Here is a 21687-nt window from a genome sequence, read left to right on the forward strand (position 1 = left end):
CGTCCCGTGCCGCCGCCGGTCCCTGCCCTTGCCGCGCGCCGGCCGCGCGCTCAGAACCGCGCCGCCGCCAGCGTCGGCGCCTTCGCTGCGCGGTCGCGCGTCGTCATCGAACGCGCCATCACCAGGCCCGCGCCGACCGCCGCGATCACGCCGGCGCCCACGGCCATGCGGCGCGCGCGCGTCGAGCCGACGATGGCGCCGGTCGGCATCACCGTGCCGGGCTGGCCGGGCTGGTGCTCGTCAAGCTTGCTGCCCGAGCGGTAGAGCGTGCCGTCATGCGTCTCGCGCAGCGGCCGGTCCTCGCGCCGCTGCATGCGCGGCATGAAGGTGCGGAGGAGCTTCTCGGTGAAGCCTGGCGCCATGCGCGCCGACATCGACGCGAGCTTGGACGCGGCCCCCACATGCACCTCGCGCTGCGGATCAACGGCGGCATCGAGGATGGCCTCGGCCACGAGTTCCGGCGGGTACAGCGGGTCGGGCAGCCGTGCCTCGACGTCCATGACGTTCTTCGCATGCTCAAGGAAGGGCGTGTCGACGCCGGCCGGCTTGATGACGCTCACCGCCACCGGCAGGCCGTCGTCGGCCAGTTCCATGCGCAGCGCGGCGCTGAAGGCCGCGACCGCGTGCTTCGACGCCGAGTAGGCGCCCTGCAAGGGCAGCGGCACGTCGCTCACCTCGCTGCCGAGGTTGATGATGACGCCGCCGCGCTGGCGCGCGCGCAGATGGTCAGCGGCGATCAGGCTGCCGTACACCACGCCCCAGTAGTTGGTCTCGAACAGGCGGCGCTGGTCGCGGATGTCGGTCTCGCAGAGCTTGCCGAAGATCGACACGCCGGCGTCGTTGACCCAGGTGTCGAAGCCGCCGAAGGCCTCGACCGCGACGCCGACCACCTCGCGCAGCTGGGCCGGGTCGGCCACGTCGGCGGCGGCCCAGACGGCGCAGCGCCGCCGGCCGGGCGCGGCATTGAGTTCGTCGGCGAGCTTCGCGAGGGCTTCCTGGTTGCGCGCGACGAGCACGAGGCGCGCGCCGCGTTTCGCGGCCATGCGAGCGGTCGCGAGACCGATGCCGCTGGTGGCGCCGGTGATGACGATGATCTGTCGTTCGACGGGCTTGTAGCTGGCCATGGTTCCTCCTCGGTTCGGACAGTGAACCGCCGATTGTTCGCGCCGCTTCCCGACGCTGCCGTCGGGCGACGCGCCGCCCGCTTGTGCGACTGGCGGCAACGCGGAAATCCCGGCTGGAGAAATTGCATGCGCAATGCAGCTTATGAGGCACCCGGGCCACCCTCCCCGCGCCGTCGCCCAAGGCTCGCGGGGGCCGCACGCGTCTTGCCCCGTGCAGGCACGGACCTGCCGTCCGCATTCAAAGGAGAGACCATGCCTGCCACTTCCAGCACCCATCCCGCCGGCACCGGCATCGACGGCGCCCGCCGCGCCGACGGACGCGGCGATCACGCCGCCCGCGCCGCTCGGGCCGACGGCCCGCGCCTCACCCTCGCCGGCCTCGCGCTCATGGTCGCGATCGGCGTCACGCTGCCCGGCACCGCCCGCCCCCAGGGCATGGGCGGCGAGACCCGTCCCGGCAACGCGCCCACCACGCAGCAGACGCCGGCCACGCCCACCGCGCCCACGGCCCAACCCTCGGCGACGAGCACCCGCGAATCGACCGCGAAGCTCTCGCGCGCCGACCGCAAGTTCATCGAGGAAGCGGCCGCCGGTGGACTGGCGGAGGTGCAGCTCGGCGGCATCGCCGTCAAGAACGCCGGCCATGATTCGGTGCGCCAGTTCGGCCAGCGCATGGTCGACGACCACGGCAAGGCCAACACCGAGCTGAAGACGCTGGCCAGCGCCAAGGGTGTGCAGCTGCCCACCGAAACCAGCGGCAAGATGCAGCGCGAAGCGAAGAAGCTCCAGGGACTGAGCGGCAACAAGTTCGACCGCGAGTACATGGACTCGATGACCGATGATCACGAGAAGGACATCAAGCTCTTCCGCAAGGCCGCCGACGGTGCCGACGACGCCGACGTGAAAGCGTTTGCAGCCAAGACCCTGCCGATCCTGGAGGAGCACCACCGCATGGCCGAGGAGACCGAGCGGATGGTGAAGAAGTGACGCGCCTCGGGCGCCATCACCGCATTGCCGGCGGGACTGGCGTCATCTGAACGCAGGCCGGATCGCGCGACGATCCGGCCTGCTCGCCCGTACTTCATGAACAGCACGTCGAGGCCCGATCTGCCCTCGTGTTCGTCGATGTGGCCCACGGCGGCCGGCATGCGCTGGTCGACCGGACGATCTCGGAGGTGCTGTTCATGAAGTACGGGCGAGTGTCGCCACCGACGGGCCGGTCATGTGCGATGCACTGAAACTCGACGCGCTGGAGGAGCTGCCGCGCAAGCGGCCCGACCTGCACGCAAAGCTGCTGCTCGCGGTGGGACACGACCTGCGGGAACTGCTGGCCCGGGCGACGGCAGAGAGCCAGACGCTGGAAACCTGTAGCCGGTGGATCACCGCGCCTCTCATGCCGGTGCATTGATGGAAACCGGCGCCGCAGAAAACAAAAAAGCCCCTGGAGTCAGGGGCTTGTCTGTAGTGACTGGCGGAGAGAGCGGGATTCGAACCCGCGGTGGGCTATTAACCCACACACGCTTTCCAGGCGTGCGACTTAAACCACTCATCCATCTCTCCGCAGCCAGCCGGTAAGTATAGCAGCGCTAGACCCACCTTCCGTCATGCAGAGCGACCGCCGCGTTGCGCGGCAGTCGCATCGCCTTCCTTAACGGCTCGTCTTGAGTTGGTCGAGGATGGCCGGGTTTTCCAGCGTCGAGGTGTCCTGCGTGATTTCCTCGCCCTTGGCGATCGAGCGCAGCAGGCGGCGCATGATCTTGCCCGAGCGGGTCTTGGGCAGGTTGTCGCCGAAGCGGATGTCCTTCGGCTTGGCGATCGGGCCGATCTCGCGGCCGACCCAGTCACGCAGTTCCTTGGCGATCGCCTGGGCTTCGGCGCCTTGCGGCGCGGCCTGCTTCAGCACCACGAATGCGCAGATGGCTTCGCCCGTCAGATCGTCGGGGCGGCCCACGACGGCGGCTTCGGCCACCAGCGGGTTCGCGACGAGCGCCGATTCGATTTCCATCGTGCCCATGCGGTGGCCCGAGACGTTCAGCACGTCGTCGATGCGACCCATGATCCAGAAGTAGCCGTCGAGGTCGACGTTGGCGCCGTCACCGGCGAGGTAGTACTTGCCGCCGAAATCGGCCGGGTAGTAGCTCTTCTTGAAGCGTTCCGGGTCGTTCCAGATCGTGCGGATCATCGACGGCCAGGGCTTCTTGATGACGAGAAAGCCGCCGTTGCCCTTGGCGACATCGGTGCCGGTTTCATCGACGATCGCGGCGGCGATGCCGGGCAGCGGCTGGGTGCATGAACCCGGCTTGAGTCCGTGGACGCCCGGCAGCGGCGTGATCATGTGGCCGCCGGTCTCGGTCTGCCACCAGGTATCGACGATCGGGCAGCGCGCGCCGCCGACGACGTTGTAGTACCAGACCCAGGCTTCGGGGTTGATCGGCTCGCCGACCGAGCCGAGCAGACGCAGCGACGACAGGTCGTACTTGGTCGGCAGATCGCCGCCGGCCTTGATGAGCGAACGGATCGCGGTCGGCGCCGTGTAGAAGATCGAGACCTTGTGGTCCTGGATCATCTTCCAGAAGCGGCCGGCGTCCGGATAGGTCGGCACGCCTTCGAACACGACTTCAGTCGCGCCGCAGGCGAGCGGGCCGTAGGCGATGTAGGTGTGGCCCGTAACCCAGCCCACGTCGGCCGTGCACCAGAACACGTCGTTCGGCTTCAGGTCGAAGGTCCAGAGCAGCGAGAGCTTGGCCCACAGCAGGTAGCCGCCGGTGCTGTGCTGCACGCCCTTCGGCTTGCCGGTGGAGCCCGACGTGAAAAGGATGAACAGCGGGTGTTCGGCGCTGAGCCATTCCGGTTCGCACTCGGTCGGCTGGTTCGCGATGACGTCCTTCAGCCAGAGGTCGCGGCCCTCGACGAACGGGATGTTGCCGCCCGTGCGCTGATAGATGATGACGTTGCGCACCGACTCGCAGCCGCCGATCGCGAAGGCTTCGTCGATCGCGGGCTTGAGCGGGATGTTCTTGCCGCCACGCACCTGCTCGTCGGCGGTGATGACCACCGAGGCGCCGGCGTCGGCGATGCGCTCCTGCACGCTCTTGGCCGAGAAGCCGCCGAACACGACCGAGTGGATGATGCCCAGGCGTGCACACGCTTGCATCGCCACGACGGCCTCGATCGACATCGGCAGGTAGATCAGGGCGCGCTCGCCCTTGGCGTAGCCAAGCGACTTGAGGCCGTTGGCGAACTGGCAAACGCGCGCATGCAGCTCGCGGTAGGTGACCTTGGTGACTTCGCCACCGTCGGCCTCGAAGATGATCGCGACCTTGTCGGCGTTGCCGTTCTGCAGGTTCACGTCGAGGCAGTTGTACGAGACGTTCATGACGCCGTCTTCGAACCACTTGTAGAACGGCGCGTTGGACTCGTCGAGCACCTTGGTGAACGGCGTCTTCCAGCTCAGGTTTTCCTTGGCCAGACGCCCCCAGAAGCCTTCGAAGTCGGCTTCGGCTTCGGCACGCAGCGCTTCGTAGCCGGCGATGCCGGACACGCGCGCCTGCTTCACGAAGTCTTCGGCGGGCTCGAACACGCGGTTTTCTTGCAGGGAAGTTTCGATCGATCCCATGTCATGTCTCCGTTGACGGGCGGTTGGTCGAGTGCGGATTGGGTTGAACGAGGTCGCTCGGCATTGGCGGCGACCTTCTTTGAGTGCTGGCCTGCGCTTGCGGGTGACGCATATGCATTGCCAGAAGGAGTGTGGCGATGGCCCGCAGCCAAGCTAGGGTCGGTCACTTACCCTCCACTTACATAGGAAAGCACCCTGCCCGGACCCGCCGCTAGAATCGCCCGCGCCTTTCAATCAACTTTAATTCGGGCCTCATGAGCAACTCCCTCCACGCCACTTCGCTGTCCCCCCGACTCAAGACGCTGCCGCGCATCATCTTCGCGAGCCGGTGGTTGCAGATGCCGCTTTACGTCGGGCTGATCCTTGCCCAGGCGGTGTACGTGTTCCATTTCTGGGTCGAGCTGCTGCATCTGATCAAGGCCGCGATGGGCAGCGGCGCCGACGCAGTGGCGCTCATCTGCTCGGTCACGCCGGGCTCGGAGGAATGCCGTGCCGGACTCGCCGCGCTGGCTGACGCCGCGCAGGCAAACGGCGGTCATGAAGGGCCGCGGCTGACCGAGACGCTCATCATGCTGGTGGTGCTCGGGCTGATCGACGTGGTGATGATCTCGAACCTCCTGATCATGGTGATCGTGGGCGGCTACGAAACCTTTGTGTCACGGCTCGAACTCGAAGGACATCCCGATCAGCCCGAATGGCTGTCGCATGTGAACGCCTCGGTACTCAAGGTCAAGCTGGCCACCGCGATCATCGGCATCTCGTCGATCCATCTGCTCAAGACCTTCATCAACGCAGCCAACTACGACACCAAGATGCTGATGTGGCAGACGATCATCCACGTCGTCTTCCTGCTGTCGGCGATCGCGATCGCGCTGGTCGATCGCATCCTCGGCGGGGCATCCCATACCGAGGCGCATTGACCCGCATTCCGCATGCATCTTCGGGCGGTCAGCGCCGGCCGCCCGTCAGCATGAGCACGCTGCAGCCGATCAGCGCGGCCACCACCGAGCCCGCGAGCACGCCGAGCTTGAGCTGCTGCTCGTAGTCGCCACCCGCGCCGCCGAAGGCGAGCGAGCCGATGAACAGGCTCATTGTGAAGCCGATGCCGCAGAGCACGGCGGCGCCGGTCTGCTGGGTCCAGGTCATGCCGTCGGGCAGGCGCGCCATGCCGGTTGCGACGGCCAGCCCGCTCGCGGCGAGCACGCCGATAGTCTTGCCGGCGACCAGCCCGGCCGCGATGCCGAGCGCGACCGGCTCGGCCAGCGACCCAAGACTCACACCTTGCAGCGACACGCCTGCGTTCATGAACGCGAACACCGGCAGCACGAGGAACGCAATCCACGGCGCGAGCGCGTGCTCCAGCACTTCGAGCGGCGGTTCGCCGGCGTGCATGCCTCCCGCATCCCGGCCGGTTGCCTCACGCAGCGGAACCGCGAGCGCCGTTGCCACGCCCGCAAGCGTCGCGTGCACGCCCGACTTCAGCACGCACACCCACATCACGGCACCGACTACCAGATAGGGCGACAGCGCACGCACGCCAAGCCGATTCATGAGCGCCAGCAGCGCGATGCACACGCCCGCCGCCGCCAGCATCGGCATCGACAGCTGAGCCGTGTAGAAAAGCGCGATGACGATGATCGCGCCCAGGTCGTCGATGATCGCCACCGCCGTCAGGAACACCCGCAGCGACGCCGGCACGCGCGAGCCGAGCAGCGCGACCACGCCGAGCGCGAAGGCGATGTCGGTCGCCGACGGAATCGCCCAGCCCTGGAGCGCGACCGGATCGGCGCGGTTGACGAAGGCATAGATACCCGCCGGCACCGCCATCCCACCGATCGCCGCGAGCGTCGGCAGCGCCAGCCGCGACGGCGACGACAGCTGGCCGACCAGCACCTCGCGCTTGATCTCGCAGCCCACCAGCAGGAAGAAGGCCGCCATCCACAGGTCGTTGACCCACACGAGCGCCGGCTTGGCGAGCGCGAAGCTGCCCACCCTTACCTCGCCCGGCAGCGCGAGCATCGACTCGTAAACCTCGCGCCACGGCGAATTGGCGACGATGAGTCCGGCGACGGCGGCGAGCATGAGCAGCGTGCCGCCGGCGAGTTCGTGGGCAAAGAGCTTGCGGATCGTCGTGAGCATGGCGATGGCGGACGAGAGAGTTGTTGGTGTTGGAGACGGCGCGACGGCCGCCGTGGCCAGCGACCATCCGTCAAGGGATGGTCAGTGCCAGCCGATTAGAATGCCGCGCTTTACCGCGCGCACCCCGCATCTTGCGGCTGGCCATGGGCCTCCGCGCGCTGTTACGAGCGGTCCGGGAAGCCCGGCGCCGCGTTCTCTGCTCCCACTTTCGAGGCGCCAGGCCATGAGCACGATCAAGCAGGAAGACCTGATTCAAAGCATCGCGGATGCCTTCCAGTTCATCAGCTATTACCACCCGCTGGACTACATCCAGGCCCTCGGCGCCGCCTATGAACGCGAGCAGAGCCCCGCGGCGCGCGACGCGATCGCCCAGATCCTGACCAACAGCCGCATGGCCGCCGAAGGCCATCGCCCGATCTGCCAGGACACCGGCATCGCGACCGTGTTCCTCAAGGTCGGCATGGACGTGAAGTGGGAGGCCAGCATAAGCCTCGCCGACATGGTCAACGAGGGCGTGCGCCGCGCCTACAACGGCTACTCCGAGAACGTCCTGCGCGCCTCGGTGCTCAACGATCCGGCCTTCGGCCGCAAGAACACCAAGGACAACACGCCCGCCGTCATCCACTACGAGATCGTCCCGGGCGATCACGTGGAAGTGATCTGCGCGGCCAAGGGCGGCGGCTCGGAAGCCAAGACCAAGATGGTCATGCTCAACCCGAGCGACAGCATCGTCGACTGGGTCGTGAAGACCGTGCCGACCATGGGCGCCGGCTGGTGCCCGCCGGGCCTGCTCGGCATCGGCATCGGCGGCACGCCCGAGAAGGCGATGCTGCTGGCCAAGGAATCGCTGATGGCGCCGGTGGACATGGCCGAACTGCTCGCGCGCGGCCCGGCCAACAAGCTCGAAGAACTGCGCATCGAGCTGTACACGAAGGTGAACGCGCTCGGCATCGGCGCCCAGGGCCTCGGCGGCCTGACCACGGTGCTCGACGTCAAGATCCTCGACTACCCGACCCACGCGGCGAACCTGCCGGTCGCGATGATCCCGAACTGCGCGGCGACGCGGCACTGCCACTTCCACCTCGACGGTTCGGGCCCGGCCGTGCTCACGCCCCCGTCGGTCGAAGACTGGCCGAAGGTGACCTGGACCGCGAACACCGAGCAGAGCAAGCGCGTTGACCTCAACACGCTCACGCCGGAGGAAGTCGCCTCGTGGAAGCCGGGCCAGACCCTGCTGCTCAACGGCAAGATGCTCACCGGCCGCGACGCCGCCCACAAGCGCATCTCCGACATGCTCGCCAAGGGCGAGAAGCTGCCCGTCGACTTCACCAACCGCGTCATCTACTACGTCGGCCCGGTCGATCCGGTGGGCGATGAAGTGGTCGGCCCGGCCGGCCCCACGACCGCGACGCGCATGGACAAGTTCACCGACACGATGCTCGGCCAGACCGGCCTGATCGCGATGATCGGCAAGAGCGAGCGCGGCCCCGGCGCGATCGAGTCGATCAAGAAGCACAAGCGCGCCTACCTCATGGCCGTGGGCGGCGCCGCCTACCTCGTGAGCAAGGCGATCAAGTCGGCCAAGGTCGTCGGCTTCGAAGACCTGGGCATGGAAGCGATCTACGAGTTCGACGTGAAGGACATGCCCGTCACGGTCGCCGTCGATGCGACCGGCGAATCCGTGCACAACACCGGCCCGGTGAAGTGGAAGGAAATCATCGCCAACCTGGGCAAGGCGGCCTGATGGTAGATGCGGTGAACGGCGGCAGCCTCGGGGCCGACGCCGACGCCGCCAGGGCGAACCACGCCGACGGTCGGGCGGATGCGCGGGCGGCAACAACCGCCCGCGCGCCGCTCACCGTCGGCGTTTTCGATTCCGGGCTGGGCGGCCTGTCGGTGCTGCGTGAAATCCGCGCGGTGCTGCCGGGCGCCCGGCTCGTCTACTTCGCGGATTCCGGCAATGCGCCCTACGGGGGCCGCAGTGATGCCTTCGTGCGCGAGCGCAGCCAGGCGATCGCGCGCTGGCTAATCGGGCGCGGCGCGCAGGCGATCGTGGTCGCCTGCAACACCGCGACGGCGGCGGCGATCGACGGTCTGCGCGATGTGCACGGCCTGCCGATCGTCGGCGTCGAGCCGGGGCTGAAGCCGGCAGCAGCGCACACGCGCAGCGGCACGGTCGGCGTGCTGGCGACGCGCGGCACGCTCGCAAGCGCGCGCTATGCGGCGCTGCGCGACCGCGTGGCGCGGGCGAATCCGAAGGTGTGCTTCGTCGAGGCGGCGGGTGAAGGCTGGGTCGAGCTGGTCGAGGCCGGCGCGGCGCAGTCACCCGAAGCCTTCGAGCGCGTGCGCGAGGTGGTGCGGCCGCTGCTCGATGCCGGCGCCGACACACTCGTGCTCGGCTGCACGCACTACCCCTTTCTTGCCGACGCGGTGCGCGCGGCCGCGAACGGCGCGCGCATCATCGAGACCGGCCATGCGATCGCGCGGCAATTGCTGCGGCGCGTCGATACCGAACTTGGACTGATGCACGCGAACGGCGCGGCGACGATCGAGTTCAGCAGCAGCGGCGACGCGGCCCACGGCCTCGCGGTTGCGCGGCGGCTGCTCGGCGATGTCGGACTGGTCGCGGCCGACGCGGCCTGAGCCGCCGACCGCGCCGGGCGTTCAGTCGAGATGCAGCGTCGTGGCCATCTGGTAAGCGGCCATCGCCACCATCTCGCGCAGCAGCGCGCGCGTCGTGGCAAGACCCTCGGCCGTCGGCAACCAGTCGCGCGGATCGGTCGCGCGCAGCAGCCGTTGCGGCACTGGCGCGGCATAGACGGTGAAGCCGGCCGCCGCGAACGCCGCCCGCGCACGCGGCATGTGGACGGCATCGGTCACGAGCACGATGTTGCGGATGCCGGCCGGAATCAGCATGCGGGCGGTGCCGGCCGCGTTGCCGCGCGTGTCGCCCGACAGCTCCTCGGCATAGCGCGCCGGCAGGGCGAAGTCATCGCTCAACACGCGCGCCATGATCGCCGCCTCCGACGAGATGCCGCCGTCGGGCATGCCGCCGCTCACGGTGATCGGCAGCCGCGTCTGGCGCGCCAGATGCACCGCCTGGCGCAGCCGCTCGGCCGAGGACGGGGCCAGATCCTCGATCTGGCCACGCTCGGCGCCAGGGCGCTGCACGCGACCGCCACCGAGCACCACGATCATCGCCGGCCGGTACTCGGACTTGAAATGCGGCAGCGTCGCCGGATCGAAGCCGCGCACCGAGGCCGTGTACACCTGCTGCGCCGTGAGCGCGATGTAGCTCGTGGAGCCGAGCCAGAGCACCGTGGACGAGGCGACGATCAGCAGCCAGCCGAGATTGGGCCGCCGGTTGAGCGAGAACAGCCCGATCGCCATCACGATCAGGAGCGAGGCGGGCGGCAGCAGCAGGGTGGAGATCAGACTCCACCAGAACCAGCCCGAGGCAAGCCAATCGGGAACCATGTTGATCAGGGCCTCGACCGGCCCGCTTGTTGGGGAGCCGCATTCTAGGCGGCGCCCCGTCGGGCCGAGTACGGCCGAGATCAGGCGATGCCGACGGCCGTGCGCAATTGCTGGAGCGCGACCGGATCCTCGATGGTCGTGAGGTCACCGGGGTCACGGCCTTCGCACAGCGCCTGCATCGCGCGGCGCAGCAGCTTGCCCGAGCGGGTCTTGGGCAGCGCGGTCACGAAATGCACGCGCGACGGACGCGCGACCGCGCCGAGCTGCCCATCCACCACCTTGAAGATCTCGGCTTCGAGCTTCTTGGCACTGTCGGAGGTGGCGACAAGCGCCGCGTCCTTGACGATCGCGAAGGCCACGGCGACCTGGCCCTTGAGCTGGTCGGCCACGCCCACCACCGCCACTTCGGCGACGGCGTTGTGGCTGCTGATGCTTTCCTCGATCTCGCGGGTGCCGAGGCGGTGGCCGGCGACGTTGATGACGTCGTCGGTGCGGCCGAGCACGAAGTAGTAGCCGTCCTCGTCGCGCATGCCGTAGTCGAAGGTCGAGTAGAACTGGGCGTTCGGGAAGCTCGTGAAGTAGGTCTTCACGAAGCGCGCGTCATCGCCCCAGATCGTGCTCATGCAGCCCGGCGGCAGCGGCGGCATGACGGCGATCACGCCCTTCTCGCCAGCGGCGGCTTCCTCGCCCTGCTCGTTCAGCAGCTTGACGTTGTAGCCGTAGGTCGGACGGCCCGGCGAGCCGAACTTGATGTCCATGCCCGGCTGCACACCGCGCGCCACCGACAGGATCGGCCAGCCGGTTTCGGTCTGCCAGTAGTTGTCGAGGATGGCCTTGCCGATGCCGTCCGAAATCCATTGCGCGGTCGGCTCGTCGAGCGGCTCGCCCGCGAGGAAGAGCGCGCGCAGCGACGACAGGTCGTACTTGCTGAGCAGCGTCGGGTCCTGCTTCTTGAGCACGCGCACGGCGGTCGGCGCCGAGAACATGAGGCTGACCTTGTACTTCTCGACGATCTGCCACCAGATGCCCGCGTCGGGGCGCAGCGGCGTGCCTTCGTACACGACCGTCGCCATGCCGGCGAGCAGCGGGCCATAGACGATGTAGCTGTGGCCGACGACCCAGCCGATGTCGCTGGTCGAGAAGAAGGTCTCGCCCGGCTCGCCCTGGTAGATGTACTTGATCGAGGCCGCGAGCGCGACGGCGTAACCGCCGGTATCGCGCTGCACGCCCTTCGGCTTACCCGTCGTGCCGGAGGTGTAGAGGATGTAGCTCGGCTCGTTCGATTCGAGCCATTCCACCGGCACTTCGGCAGCGGCGTGCTTCGTGGTGATGGTCGCGTAATCGACGTCGCGGCCTTCGACCGGCGCGAACTTGGCCAAGCCGCGATCGACCATCAGCACCTTGGGCGGCTTGTGCGCGGCGAGGTCGATGGCGGCGTCGAGCAGCGGCTTGTATTCGACGACCTTGCCCGAGCGCGCGCCGGCGTCGGCGCTGACGATCAGCGCGGGCGTCGCATCGTCGATGCGGGTGGCGAGCGAATGGCTCGCGAAGCCGCCGAACACCACCGAATGCACGGCGCCGATGCGCACCGCCGCGAGCATCGCGAACAGCGCTTCCGGAATCATCGGCATGTAGATCAGCACGCGATCGCCCTTGCCGACGCCAAGCTCCTTGTAGGCGGCAGCGACCTTGTTCACCTCGCGATGAACATCGGCAAAGGTATAGACGCGCTCCTGATCGACCTCGGTCGAGATGAAGATGATCGCGGCCTGATCGGCGCGGTCCTTCAGGTGACGGTCGATCGCGTTGTGGCACAGGTTGGTCGTGCCACCGACGAACCAGCGCGCGAACGGCGGGTTCGAGAAATCGAGCACCTGCCGCGGTGCGTCCTTCCACTCGATAAGTGCGGACTGCTCGCGCCAGAATCCTTCGGCATCCTCGACGGAACGTTGGTGGAATGCCTCGTAGGCAGCCTGATTCGTCATGTGTGTCTCCCCAGACATTCCCCGGCCGGATCGGCCGGGCCGACATGCCCCGTCCATGCGGGGCTGTATGGCGGCGGAATGTGACGGGGCGGACTTACTGCCGACTGAACTGGATTCCCTGGTTTTCCAGCAGTCGCACGAGCGGAGCGATCTGGGTCGACAGCAAGGGCAGGTAGGGCAGCACCTCGCGCTCGCGGCCGCGCGCGATGAGATTGAGCGCCTCGGCGATGGTCATGGGCGGCAGCCCGAAATCGTCGGCCGCGACCGGCGCGCCCTGCTCGAGGCTTTCTTCCGCCATGCCGATCACGCGGTTGCCGCCGCTGCGCTGGGCGACGAGCGCGCGCCGCACCGCGATCTCGCGCAGGCCGTCGGGCGTCTGCACCTGCGACTGGCTCGCCGCCGCGACACCGAAGCTGGCCGTGACCGTCAGCTCATGGCCGCCATGCGTGACGCGCGCCCGCGCGATCGCCTGCGACAGCCGCTGCGCGAACTTGACGGCGCCCGTCGGCGAGATGCCCATCGTGCCGACGATGAACTCGTTGTCGCCGGCGCGCGTGACACAGTCCTCGGTGCGCACCGCCTTGTTGAGCATCTCGGCGATGAAGCCGAACACCCGTTCGGTGATCGCGCCGCGCACGCCCGCATGCTCGGGCGCGAGACCGCGGATGTCGTCGAGCCGCACGCACATGACGATGAAGTCGATGCCATGCCGGCGCGAGAAGGCCCACATCTTGTCGGCCTGGGCCTCGAAGTAGGCTCGCGACGCCAGGCCGGTCACGCCTTCGGTCATGACCGGCTGGGCCTGGGCCGACTCGATCTCGCTCCATTGCTGCGACAGCCGTACCAGCACCTGGAGCCGCGCGATCAGCTCGACCGTCAGCACGCCCTTGGTGATGAACTCGGTCGCGCCGAGCGCGGCGGCGCGGGCGGCCTCCTCCTCGTCGCCCGACAGGATCACGACCGGCGTGCGGCGGATGCGCGCCTCGGGCGAGTTGCGGATGCGGTCGAGCAGCCCGTAACCGTCGAGGCGCGGCATGGCCAGATCGGAGATGACGACGCGGATGGACGGGTCTTCGTTCAGCAGCGCCCAGGCGGCCTCGCCATCATTCGCTTCGACATGGTCGAACACACCCTTGAGGTGGTTGATGATCGAGGCGCGCACCAGCCGCGAGTCATCGACGATGAGGATGCGGACATCGCCCGGAGCCTGCGGCGGGCGCGCTTCCGCAACCGCCGGAAAGGTGTCGATGACGCTGGGGAAAGCGCTGTTGGCCATGACCGTTGGAGTGAAGATGGGCTGCGTTCGAGCTTACACGGCGCGACTTGGGCTCAAAAGCGGGAACTGGGCCGCGATCAATCGCAGGCTCGGACTTCTTTGACATGGGCCGTGGCTTTCGCCTAGAGTCCGCCGACCTTCAAACACCCGGCCACACGTCACCCTGTCGTGGCATGGCCCGCCAAGAACGAAGCCGGATGCTCCCAACGCCGACGACACCGACGCAATCCCGCCGCCGCAATCCGGTCGCGGCCCTTCTGCTCATCGGCGCTGTCGCCGTTTCCACCGCCTTCCCCATCGCCAGCCAGGCCCAGCAGGCCGCCGATCCGCTTGCGCCGGCGCCCGATCCGTCCCAGCCGCTGCCGACCACCGCCGAAGGCTGGTCGCGCTATCTCGGCAATCCCTTCGACAACGCCGGCCAGAACGGAGGCGCGTCGTCCGGCCCGACCGGCCGGCTGCCGATCGTCACGCGCGCCGGCGAGGTGATGTCGAACGCGCTGTCGCTGATCGGCGTGCGCTACCGCTTCGGCGGCACCTCGCCCGAATCGGGCTTCGACTGTTCCGGGCTCGTGCGCTGGACCTTCCAGCGCACCCTCGGTGTCGTGCTGCCGCACCGCGCGGCCGACATCGCCAGCGTCGGCAACCACGTCAGCAAGGAAGAACTCAAGCCGGGCGACCTCGTGTTCTTCGGCACGCTCAAGCGCGCCTTCACGCACGTGGGCATCTACCTCGGTGACGGCCGCTTCGTGCACGCGCCGGCCAGCGGCGGCAAGGTGCGCATCGACGAACTCTCCGACGAGTACTGGACCAAGCACTGGGACGGCGCGCGTCGCGTGCTGCACGGCGGCGGTCTCGACCCCAATGTGCTCGACCGCCTGCGCGGCGCCGCCGACGACAAGACCGTCGCCCTGCCGTCGCCCGGCGCCAAGCGCTGACGGCCGGCGGCGCGACGCCGCCCGACCAGCCGGCATCCCATCGCCGGACGCCCGACCTTCAATGCCGCGATTGCCGCTCAGCGCGCCGGCACCACCGCCGCCAGTCCGGCGCGGCGCGCCGCCAGCTTCTGGCGCAACTCGGGCAGCGCCGCCGTGGCCGCCTTCTCGCCGGCCAGGATCGCCTGGTGGCGCGCGCCGAAATCCGCCGAACCGCTCGTGATAGGCGGGCGGATCACCACATCGGCCTCACCCAGCTCGAAGCGGTTGATCGACTTGCCCATGATCGTGAAGGTCTGGAGCAGCAGGTCGGTCACGCTCGACGTCGGCTGGCCGACCGGATCGGTCGAGATGTCGACCGCGATCACGAAATCGGCGCCCATGCGGCGCACCGCGCGCACCGGCACCGGCGAAGTCAGCCCGCCATCGACGTACTCGACGCCGCCGATCGTGACGGGCGAGAACACGCCCGGCACCGCCGATGACGCGCGCACCGCCGTGCCGACGTTGCCGCGCTGGAACAGCGCGCCCTCGCCGTTCGACAGCCGGGTGGCGACGATGCCGAAGGGCCGCTTGAGCTGCTCGATGCTCTTGTTGCCGAGGGTGCGGTTGATCCAGGTGGCGATGGCCTCGCCGCGGAACATCGAGCGTCCGCCGAAGGTCCAGTCGGCGAACAGCGATTCATCCATCGTCAGCGCCATCTGCTGGAGGCCATAACCGTCGAGACCCGACGCGTACAGACTGCCGACCACGCTGCCGGCGCTGGTGCCGGCGATGTAGTCGACCGTGATGCCCTGGGCTTCGAGCACCTTGATGACGCCGATGTGCGCAAAGCCGCGCGCCGCGCCACCGCCGAGCGCCAGCCCGACGCGCACCGGCGCATGCGCGGCCGATGCGCCCGCCGGCAGCACCACGGTCCCGGCCGGGCCGCCCGGCACGCTGCCCGGGACCGCCGCGACACCGCCCGGGCCCGGCACCACCGCGCCGGCACCCGCGCCGCCGCTGCCGGCCGCGCCGGCGGTCCCGATCGGCGCGCCGCCGGTCGATCCGCCCGCCGCGCCGCCAAGGCCGGCGCAGCCCGAGGCCAGCGCCGCGAACGCGACCGTCACGGCCGCAAAGACAAAACGCCGGCCAAGGCCGGCGCATTCCGGGATGTTGAAGGAGGTGTTTTTCATGGCGGCCGCGATGATCGCACGCGGTCCGCGCGGCTCCGGCGCGGCTCTGGCCGACGCGTCATCCGCCCCGGCGTCCGGATCGGCCCCGGACCAAGCCTCAGGCCATGGCCGCCACCAGCACCCGGTTCTTGCCCGCGCGCTTGGCCGTGTACATCGCCGCATCGCAGCGCTCCAGCGCCTCGGCCAGGCCGAGCGCCGGATCGACGCCCGCCACGCCGGCCGAGAAGGTGACGAGCAGGCGCTGGTTGTCGTGCATGAAGATGCGCCGCGTCAGCTCGCGCTGGATGCGCTGCATCGTCGCCGCCGCCTCGTCCGGGCGGGTGTTGGGCATGAGGATCGCGAACTCCTCGCCGCCGTAGCGCCCGATGGCGTCCACGGGTCGCAGGCAGGCGCGCATCACGTCGGTGAGGTAACGCAGCGCCATGTCGCCGGTCTGGTGGCCGTGCTGGTCGTTGATGTTCTTGAAGTCGTCGAGGTCGAGCAGGCCGACCGAGATCGGCTCGCCACAGCGCTCCGCGCGCGCCAGTTCCACCGAGTACGCCTCCTCGAAGCCGCGCCGGTTGAGGGTCTCGGTGAGCGGGTCGGTGCGCACCAGGGCGCCGATGCGTTGCAGCTCGCGCTCCAGCGCCTCGACCCGGTTTTCATGCTCCTGCACGCGCGCCTTAGCGAAGGCGATCTCGTCGCGGGCGCGGATCATGTCGCTGCTCAGGTTGCGCGTGTCGTCGAGCAGGCGGCGCACCACGTCGGTCAGCGCCGGCAGGTCGCTCGCCTCGCGGATCGAGCCGGCGTAGCGGTCGAGCCGCTCGGAATAGCCGCCGGTGGTGTCGGCCATCGTGGCGAGGCGGGCGATCATGACCGCGACCATCTCCTTGATCGCGCCCTTTGCCTCCTCGATGCGCGAGCGGATCGCGGCCTGGCGAGCCATGAGCTGGCGCAACTGGGCCTCGACGCGCGCCAGCGCCTCGCCGGTGAGCGGACCGGCCAGCGCGTTGCGGATCTCGTCCACCTGCGTTTCGAGCAGATGGTGCTCGGGCGTGAGCCGGGCGATGTTGTCGAGCACCAGCGTGAGCAGGTCGCGCAGCTTGTCGGGCACGCCCGGCTGGTCGGCCAGACGCGCCGGCAGCAGGTCGGTGGCGACCGGGTCTTGGGCCGGCGCGGCGGCGCCCGCGGCCTGCCGGCCGGGACGCACCGGCAGCGTGGCGCCGGCCAGATGCGCGGCCGCCGCGGCTGCCTCGCCGCTCAGGCCGGCGAAGCCCGGATTGCGCCCGCCGCCGGCATGCGGCGTGGTTGCGCTCGGACCACCGGCGGGCGGCCGCACCCAGCCGTCGATGACGCCGGCGACGCGCGTGCGCAGCCGGGCCGGATCGGCGTCGGCCAGACAGAGCGCCCGCATCAGGTGCTCGCGCTTGGCGGCGCCGCTCGCGGCCGGGTGATGGCGGTCCAGCTCGCGCACGAGGCGCAGCAGCAGGGCCGACCAGGCCTGGGCTTCCTGGCGCGGGTCGGTCGCGGCTTCGCCCGCCGGCCGGGTGGCGGGCAAGGGCGTCGGCTCGACGCGCGGCCCGTCTTCATCGCCGTCGGCATCCGACGGCCCGCGTGACCTCACATCGACGCCGAAGCGGCGGTAGGCACGCATGTTTGGCTTGCGATCGATCATTGCAGCGCTTTGCTACGCGGAAGTCGCGGGAGGGAGGGGACTGCGGTGCGCGGCAGTTGCGCCCATTCGGGCAGTCCGCCGTCGCGTTGTTGCCGCGCCAGCAGCGCGGCGAATTCTTCGGCCGGCTGTGGCCGGCCGAACAGGAAGCCCTGCATCACATGGCAGCCGACGCGGTACAGCAGCCCGGCCTGCTCGGCGGTCTCCACGCCCTCGGCGATCACCTTGAGGTGCAGCGTGCGCGCCATCGCGATGATGGCCTCGATGATCGCCTCGGCATCCGAGCCGTTGCGCAGGTCATGCACGAAGGAGCGGTCGATCTTCAGCGCGTCGAGCGGGAAGCGGCGCAGGTAGGCGAGCGAGGAATAGCCGGTGCCGAAGTCGTCGCAGGCCAGCTTCACGCCCAGCTCGGTCAGCTCGATCAGCGCGTCGACGGTGCGCGACATGTCCTGCATCAGCATCGACTCGGTGATCTCAAGCTCGATCAGGTCGGGCCGGATGTCGGCCTCGTGGCAGGCCTCGCGCACGGTGCGGCAGAGATCGGCGCGCTGGAAATGCATGCTCGGCACGTTGACGGCGACGCGCATCTGGCCGAGGCCGGCGTCGCGCCAGCGGCGGATCTGCATCGCGGTCTCCCGGATCGCCCATTCGCCCATCGGGATGATCAGCCCCGAGTCCTGGGCCACCGGAATGAACTGCGCCGGCGAGATCGGCTCGCCGCGCCGGTTCCAGCGCATCAGCGCCTCGGCGCTCACCACGAGGCCCGAGCGCACGTCGATCTGCGGCTGGTAGTGCAGCATCAGCTCGTTGCGCTCGAGCGCCTTGTGCAGGTCGTTCTCGATCTCCCAGCGCCGCACGCGCTCGGCGATCAGCTCGGGCGAGAAGGCGCGCAGCGCGTCGCCGCCCGCGCCCTTGACCGCGTACATCGCCGCGTCGGCGCAGCGCAGCAGCGACTCGGCCGTCTTGCCGTCCTCGGGATAGCGCGCGAGTCCCATGCAGCCGGTCACGAAGTTCTCGACGCCGTGGATGACGAAGGGCTGGCGCAGGCTTTCCAGAATCTCCGCGCCCACCTGTTCGGCCATCGCGGCGCCGGCCTCGCCCTGGAGCAGCACGACGAATTCATCGCCGCCGAGCCGCGCGACCAGATGGTCGGCACGGTGGTCGGCGTCGTGCTGCCGCAGCACCTCCACCAGCCGGTGCGCCACTTCCACCAGCAGCGCGTCCCCGCCGGTGTGGCCCTGGGTGTCGTTGACGTTCTTGAAGCGGTCGAGGTCCATGAACAGCAGCGCCACATGTCCGCCCGGCCCCTGGCGCGCGATGCTCTCCGCGATGCGCATGTTGAACAGCCGCCGGTTGGGCAGGCCGGTGAGGGCGTCGAACTCCGCAAGCGCTCGCACGCGCTGCTCGGCCTCCTTGCGCTGGGTGATGTCGAGGCAGGTGCCGGAGATGCGCACCACCGCGTCGTCCTCCTCGGCATCGACCTCGCCCTCGCACTGCACATGCACGATGCCGCCGTCCTCGCGCAGCAGGCGCAGCTCGACCTGCTGCGGCTGGCGGGTCGCGCAGATGCGCTCGATCATCCCGCGCATCGGCACCAGGTCGTCGGAATGCAGGCGCGCCAGGAAGCGGCTCGGCTCGATGTAGCCGTCGCGCTCGGGCAGGCCGAGCATGCGAAACACCTCGCGCGAGGCCTGAAGCTTCTCGGTGCGCAGGTTCCAGTCCCAGCTGCCGAGTCGTGCAAGCGCTTGCGCCTTGGCCAGACGCGAGCGGCTGCGCTCCAGCTCGGTGTGCAGTCGCGCCGAGCGCAGCAGGTAGCGCACGCGATGCGCGAGCAGCATCCATTGCTGCGACTTGACGAAGAAATCGGTCGCGCCGGCCTCGTAGGCGTGCTCGATCGAGCGCTCGTCGTCGAGGCCGGTGAGCATCAGCACCGGCACATGCCGACCGTGCGGCAGACGGCGCAGCGCGAGGCAGGTGTCGAAGCCGTCGAGCCCGGGCATGACCGCGTCGAGCACCACGCAATCGGGCCGCACGGTCTCGAAGCAATCGAGCGCGGCCTTGCCCGACTCCACCTCGACCACGCGCAGATGCTGCGCGCCGAGCACGGCGGCCGTCAGTGCGCGGGCCACCGGGTCGTCATCGACGAGCAGCACGCATTCGTCGTTGGCACGGCTCTGTTGTGGCATTGGGATTTCCTTGCTGGGTTCCAGCGCGCCGCCACACGGCGGACGCCTCATCCGGGTGATCGGCAAGGCGCTGGAAAACTGGAGCAGGAAAAGCGGGACTCTCGCGCCGCATGGGCTTCGACCGGAGCGAGCATCAACCCGTCGTGTTGCGGCAGTGCCGCATCGCGCGACGCCTGCCATCAGCCGGACCACGCACCGGACCGCCTCGGTCAGCGGTCGATCGAATCGAGCAGCCGGGCCGCCTCCGCCAAACGCGCCGCGAGCTGCTCGACCGGCGCGCCGATCGCGGCGGCATGCGCCTCGATGCGCGCGCGCCGCCACGGGCGCGATGCCGTGGCGCTGGGCCACCAGCCCGGCGGCGAGTTCGAGATCGCCGGCATGCGACGGCAGCGCCTGCGCCGGAACGCTCGCGCCGGCCGGCCGGTCGGCCGCGCGGCCGAGCGCGGCGCGGATCGCCGGGACGATCTGCTTGATCTCCAGCGGCTTGACCAGATAGCCGAGCGCGCCGAGCGCCGTCGCCTCGCTCACGATCTCGGGATCGCCGAAGGCCGACAGGAACATGAACGGCACCCGCGTGTGCGCCTTCAGATGCCGCGCCACGTCCATGCCGCTCAGCCCGTTCATGCGCATGTCGAGCAGGGCGATGTCGGGATCGACCTCCGAGGCCAGCGCGATCGCGTCCTCGCCGTTGTCGGTCTCGGTCACGTTGAAGCCGGCATCTGTCAGGCCGTTGACGAGGGTCGCGAGCACCAGCCTGTCGTCGTCCACGACAAGGATGTGCGGCTTGCTGTCCTGGACTTCGGTCATGTGCGCCAACCCGGACCCGGCTCAGCGCGAACCTTCCTGCGCGCCACCGAGCGTGAAAAGAAACGTCGCGCCCTGTCCGGGACGCGCCTCGGCCCAGAGCCTGCCACCGTGGCGCCTGACGATGCGGTTGACCGTCGCGAGGCCGATGCCGGTTCCGGGAAACTCGTTCTCGTCATGCAGCCGCGAGAACGCCCGGAAAAGCTTATCGCTTTTGTCGAGGTCAAACCCGACGCCATTGTCACGGACGTAGTACGCAATTCCCTCACCCTGCGGGCGCGAGCCCAGCTCGATCTCGGCGAAATCGCGTCCGCGCGTGAACTTCCACGCATTGCCCAGCAGGTTTTCGAGCAGCACCTTCATGAGCGCCGGATCGGCCGGAGCGATCACGTCGCCGCGCACCGTGAAACGGCCCTCGCGCTGCGGCTCGGCGGCCGTCAGCCGGGCGCAGACCTCGCGGCCCAGACGGCCGAGGTCCACCGGCTCGCGCGCGAGCGGCACGGCCAGCCCCCGCGACAGCGCGAGCAGTCCCGAGCACATCTCCAGCGCCTGCTCGCACTGGTCATCGATCTGGCGCAGCTGCGCCTGGGCCGGCGCCGGCAGCGTTGCGCCCTCGTCAGCCACCAGCCGCGCGAGACCGCGGATGCGCCGCACCGGCGCGCGCAGGTCGTGCGAGATGGCCTGGTTGAAGCTGTCGATCTCCTCGCGCAGCAGTTCGGCCTCGGCCAGCCGCTGGCGCAGCGACTCGTCCTGCTCGTAGCCGGTGCGCAGATAGAGGGCGAGCGTGCGCAGCAGCCGCGCCGCGAAGGCATAGGCGGCCCCCGGGTCGGCGCCCGGCGCCACGTCGAAGCTGAGCAGCGTCGCGTGGCGCGCGCCGCCGGCCGCCTCGCCGCGCACCGTCAGCACCTCCTCGTGCGACAGCCAGCGTCGCAGCGCCTCGGTCACGCCGTCGAGGGCGAGCGCCACGTCGCGCAGGTGCAGACCGCTCCACAGCCCCTCGCCGTCGCCGCTGCCGGCAATGCGCGCCGGCCGCTCGCCATCGCGGAACACCACGAGCATGCAGCGCGCGCAACCGGCTTCGAGCAGCAGCGCATGCAGCCGCTCCAGCATCGCGCCGAGCGGCTCGCGTGCGAGCACGACTTCGAGCAGACGGGCGGCGGCGGCCTCTTCCGCGAGCGCGAGGCGGTCGGCGCCGAAGTCGAGGCCGGGCCGCGCGCCGACGGGCGACGCGGCGCCCGCCGGCAGCGGACCGCCCGCGCCGCCCGCGGGCGGAATCGCGGGCCGAGCATCGTCGAAGGGGCGGTGACCGGTCATCGGCTCGG

Annotated in this window: 16 protein-coding genes and 1 tRNA gene; 6 read left to right on the top strand and 11 right to left on the bottom strand. The window is 69.5% G+C overall.

What is annotated here, in order from left to right:
* Positions 1 to 50: 50 nt before the first annotated feature.
* Positions 51 to 1124 (bottom strand): SDR family oxidoreductase, encoded by a 1074-nt coding sequence (locus tag H566_RS0119585; RefSeq protein WP_028312768.1) that lies wholly within the window; start codon positions 1122 to 1124, stop codon positions 51 to 53.
* A gap of 252 nt (positions 1125 to 1376) precedes the next feature.
* On the opposite strand from H566_RS0119585, the gene H566_RS26515 reads away from it, so the two are divergent.
* Both H566_RS26515 and H566_RS0119595 read left to right on the top strand, forming a co-directional pair.
* Positions 1377 to 2111 carry a DUF4142 domain-containing protein gene (locus H566_RS26515; protein ID WP_051379033.1) on the top strand — a complete coding sequence of 245 codons (735 nt, stop codon included), beginning with the start codon at positions 1377 to 1379 and terminating at the stop codon, positions 2109 to 2111.
* Between the two features lie 235 nt (positions 2112 to 2346).
* Complete coding sequence (locus H566_RS0119595; RefSeq protein WP_028312769.1) at positions 2347 to 2532, top strand: hypothetical protein; 186 nt, start codon at positions 2347 to 2349, stop codon at positions 2530 to 2532.
* A 61-nt stretch (positions 2533 to 2593) separates the two neighbouring features.
* On the opposite strand, the gene H566_RS0119600 is transcribed toward H566_RS0119595, so the two are convergent.
* Positions 2594 to 2684: transfer RNA gene (locus H566_RS0119600), tRNA-Ser, on the bottom strand.
* Positions 2685 to 2772: 88 nt separating this feature from the next.
* Positions 2773 to 4740, bottom strand: coding sequence for an acetate--CoA ligase (gene acs, locus H566_RS0119605; RefSeq protein ID WP_028312770.1), 1968 nt, complete (start codon positions 4738 to 4740; stop codon positions 2773 to 2775).
* A gap of 254 nt (positions 4741 to 4994) precedes the next feature.
* On the opposite strand from acs, the gene H566_RS0119610 reads away from it, so the two are divergent.
* Entirely contained in the window at positions 4995 to 5660 is a 666-nt protein-coding gene (locus H566_RS0119610) for a TIGR00645 family protein (protein WP_028312771.1), read from the top strand.
* 28 nt (positions 5661 to 5688) lie between these two features.
* On the opposite strand, the gene nhaA is transcribed toward H566_RS0119610, so the two are convergent.
* Positions 5689 to 6879 carry a Na+/H+ antiporter NhaA gene (gene nhaA, locus H566_RS0119615; RefSeq protein WP_084545305.1) on the bottom strand — a complete coding sequence of 397 codons (1191 nt, stop codon included), beginning with the start codon at positions 6877 to 6879 and terminating at the stop codon, positions 5689 to 5691.
* 223 nt (positions 6880 to 7102) lie between these two features.
* Between nhaA and H566_RS0119620 the strand changes: the two genes are divergently transcribed.
* Positions 7103 to 8623, top strand: coding sequence for a fumarate hydratase (locus H566_RS0119620; protein WP_028312773.1), 1521 nt, complete (start codon positions 7103 to 7105; stop codon positions 8621 to 8623).
* The gene (murI, locus tag H566_RS26520) at positions 8623 to 9522 is read left to right on the top strand and encodes a glutamate racemase (protein ID WP_084545306.1); all 900 of its coding nucleotides are present in this window, start codon (positions 8623 to 8625) and stop codon (positions 9520 to 9522) included. The genes H566_RS0119620 and murI overlap by 1 nt, the downstream gene beginning before the upstream one ends.
* Before the next feature lie 21 nt (positions 9523 to 9543).
* Here the strand turns inward: murI and H566_RS0119630 are convergent, their stop codons facing one another.
* The 3 genes from H566_RS0119630 to H566_RS26525 form a co-directional block, all read right to left on the bottom strand.
* On the bottom strand, positions 9544 to 10356 hold the full coding sequence (locus tag H566_RS0119630; RefSeq protein WP_051379034.1) for a YdcF family protein: 813 nt from the start codon (positions 10354 to 10356) through the stop codon (positions 9544 to 9546).
* Between the two features lie 80 nt (positions 10357 to 10436).
* On the bottom strand, positions 10437 to 12341 hold the full coding sequence (locus H566_RS0119635; protein ID WP_028312775.1) for a propionate--CoA ligase: 1905 nt from the start codon (positions 12339 to 12341) through the stop codon (positions 10437 to 10439).
* Positions 12342 to 12435: 94 nt separating this feature from the next.
* Positions 12436 to 13617, bottom strand: a complete 1182-nt coding sequence (locus tag H566_RS26525; protein WP_051379035.1) for a GGDEF domain-containing protein — start codon at positions 13615 to 13617, stop codon at positions 12436 to 12438.
* 197 nt (positions 13618 to 13814) lie between these two features.
* On the opposite strand from H566_RS26525, the gene H566_RS26530 reads away from it, so the two are divergent.
* On the top strand, positions 13815 to 14552 hold the full coding sequence (locus H566_RS26530) for a C40 family peptidase (RefSeq protein WP_051379036.1): 738 nt from the start codon (positions 13815 to 13817) through the stop codon (positions 14550 to 14552).
* A gap of 77 nt (positions 14553 to 14629) precedes the next feature.
* On the opposite strand, the gene H566_RS0119650 is transcribed toward H566_RS26530, so the two are convergent.
* The 4 genes from H566_RS0119650 to H566_RS27770 form a co-directional block, all read right to left on the bottom strand.
* A complete protein-coding gene (locus H566_RS0119650; RefSeq protein ID WP_084545307.1) occupies positions 14630 to 15724 on the bottom strand; it encodes a patatin-like phospholipase family protein in 1095 nt (364 codons plus the stop codon).
* A 97-nt stretch (positions 15725 to 15821) separates the two neighbouring features.
* Entirely contained in the window at positions 15822 to 17357 is a 1536-nt protein-coding gene (locus H566_RS27765; protein WP_169732560.1) for a GGDEF domain-containing protein, read from the bottom strand.
* Positions 17358 to 17374: 17 nt separating this feature from the next.
* Positions 17375 to 20368 (bottom strand): EAL domain-containing response regulator, encoded by a 2994-nt coding sequence (locus H566_RS26540; protein ID WP_051379038.1) that lies wholly within the window; start codon positions 20366 to 20368, stop codon positions 17375 to 17377.
* Between the two features lie 21 nt (positions 20369 to 20389).
* On the bottom strand, positions 20390 to 21679 hold the full coding sequence (locus tag H566_RS27770) for a sensor histidine kinase (RefSeq protein WP_051379039.1): 1290 nt from the start codon (positions 21677 to 21679) through the stop codon (positions 20390 to 20392).
* Positions 21680 to 21687: the final 8 nt, after the last annotated feature.

The organism is Derxia gummosa DSM 723, assembly GCF_000482785.1.
GTDB lineage: Bacteria > Pseudomonadota > Gammaproteobacteria > Burkholderiales > Burkholderiaceae_E > Derxia > Derxia gummosa.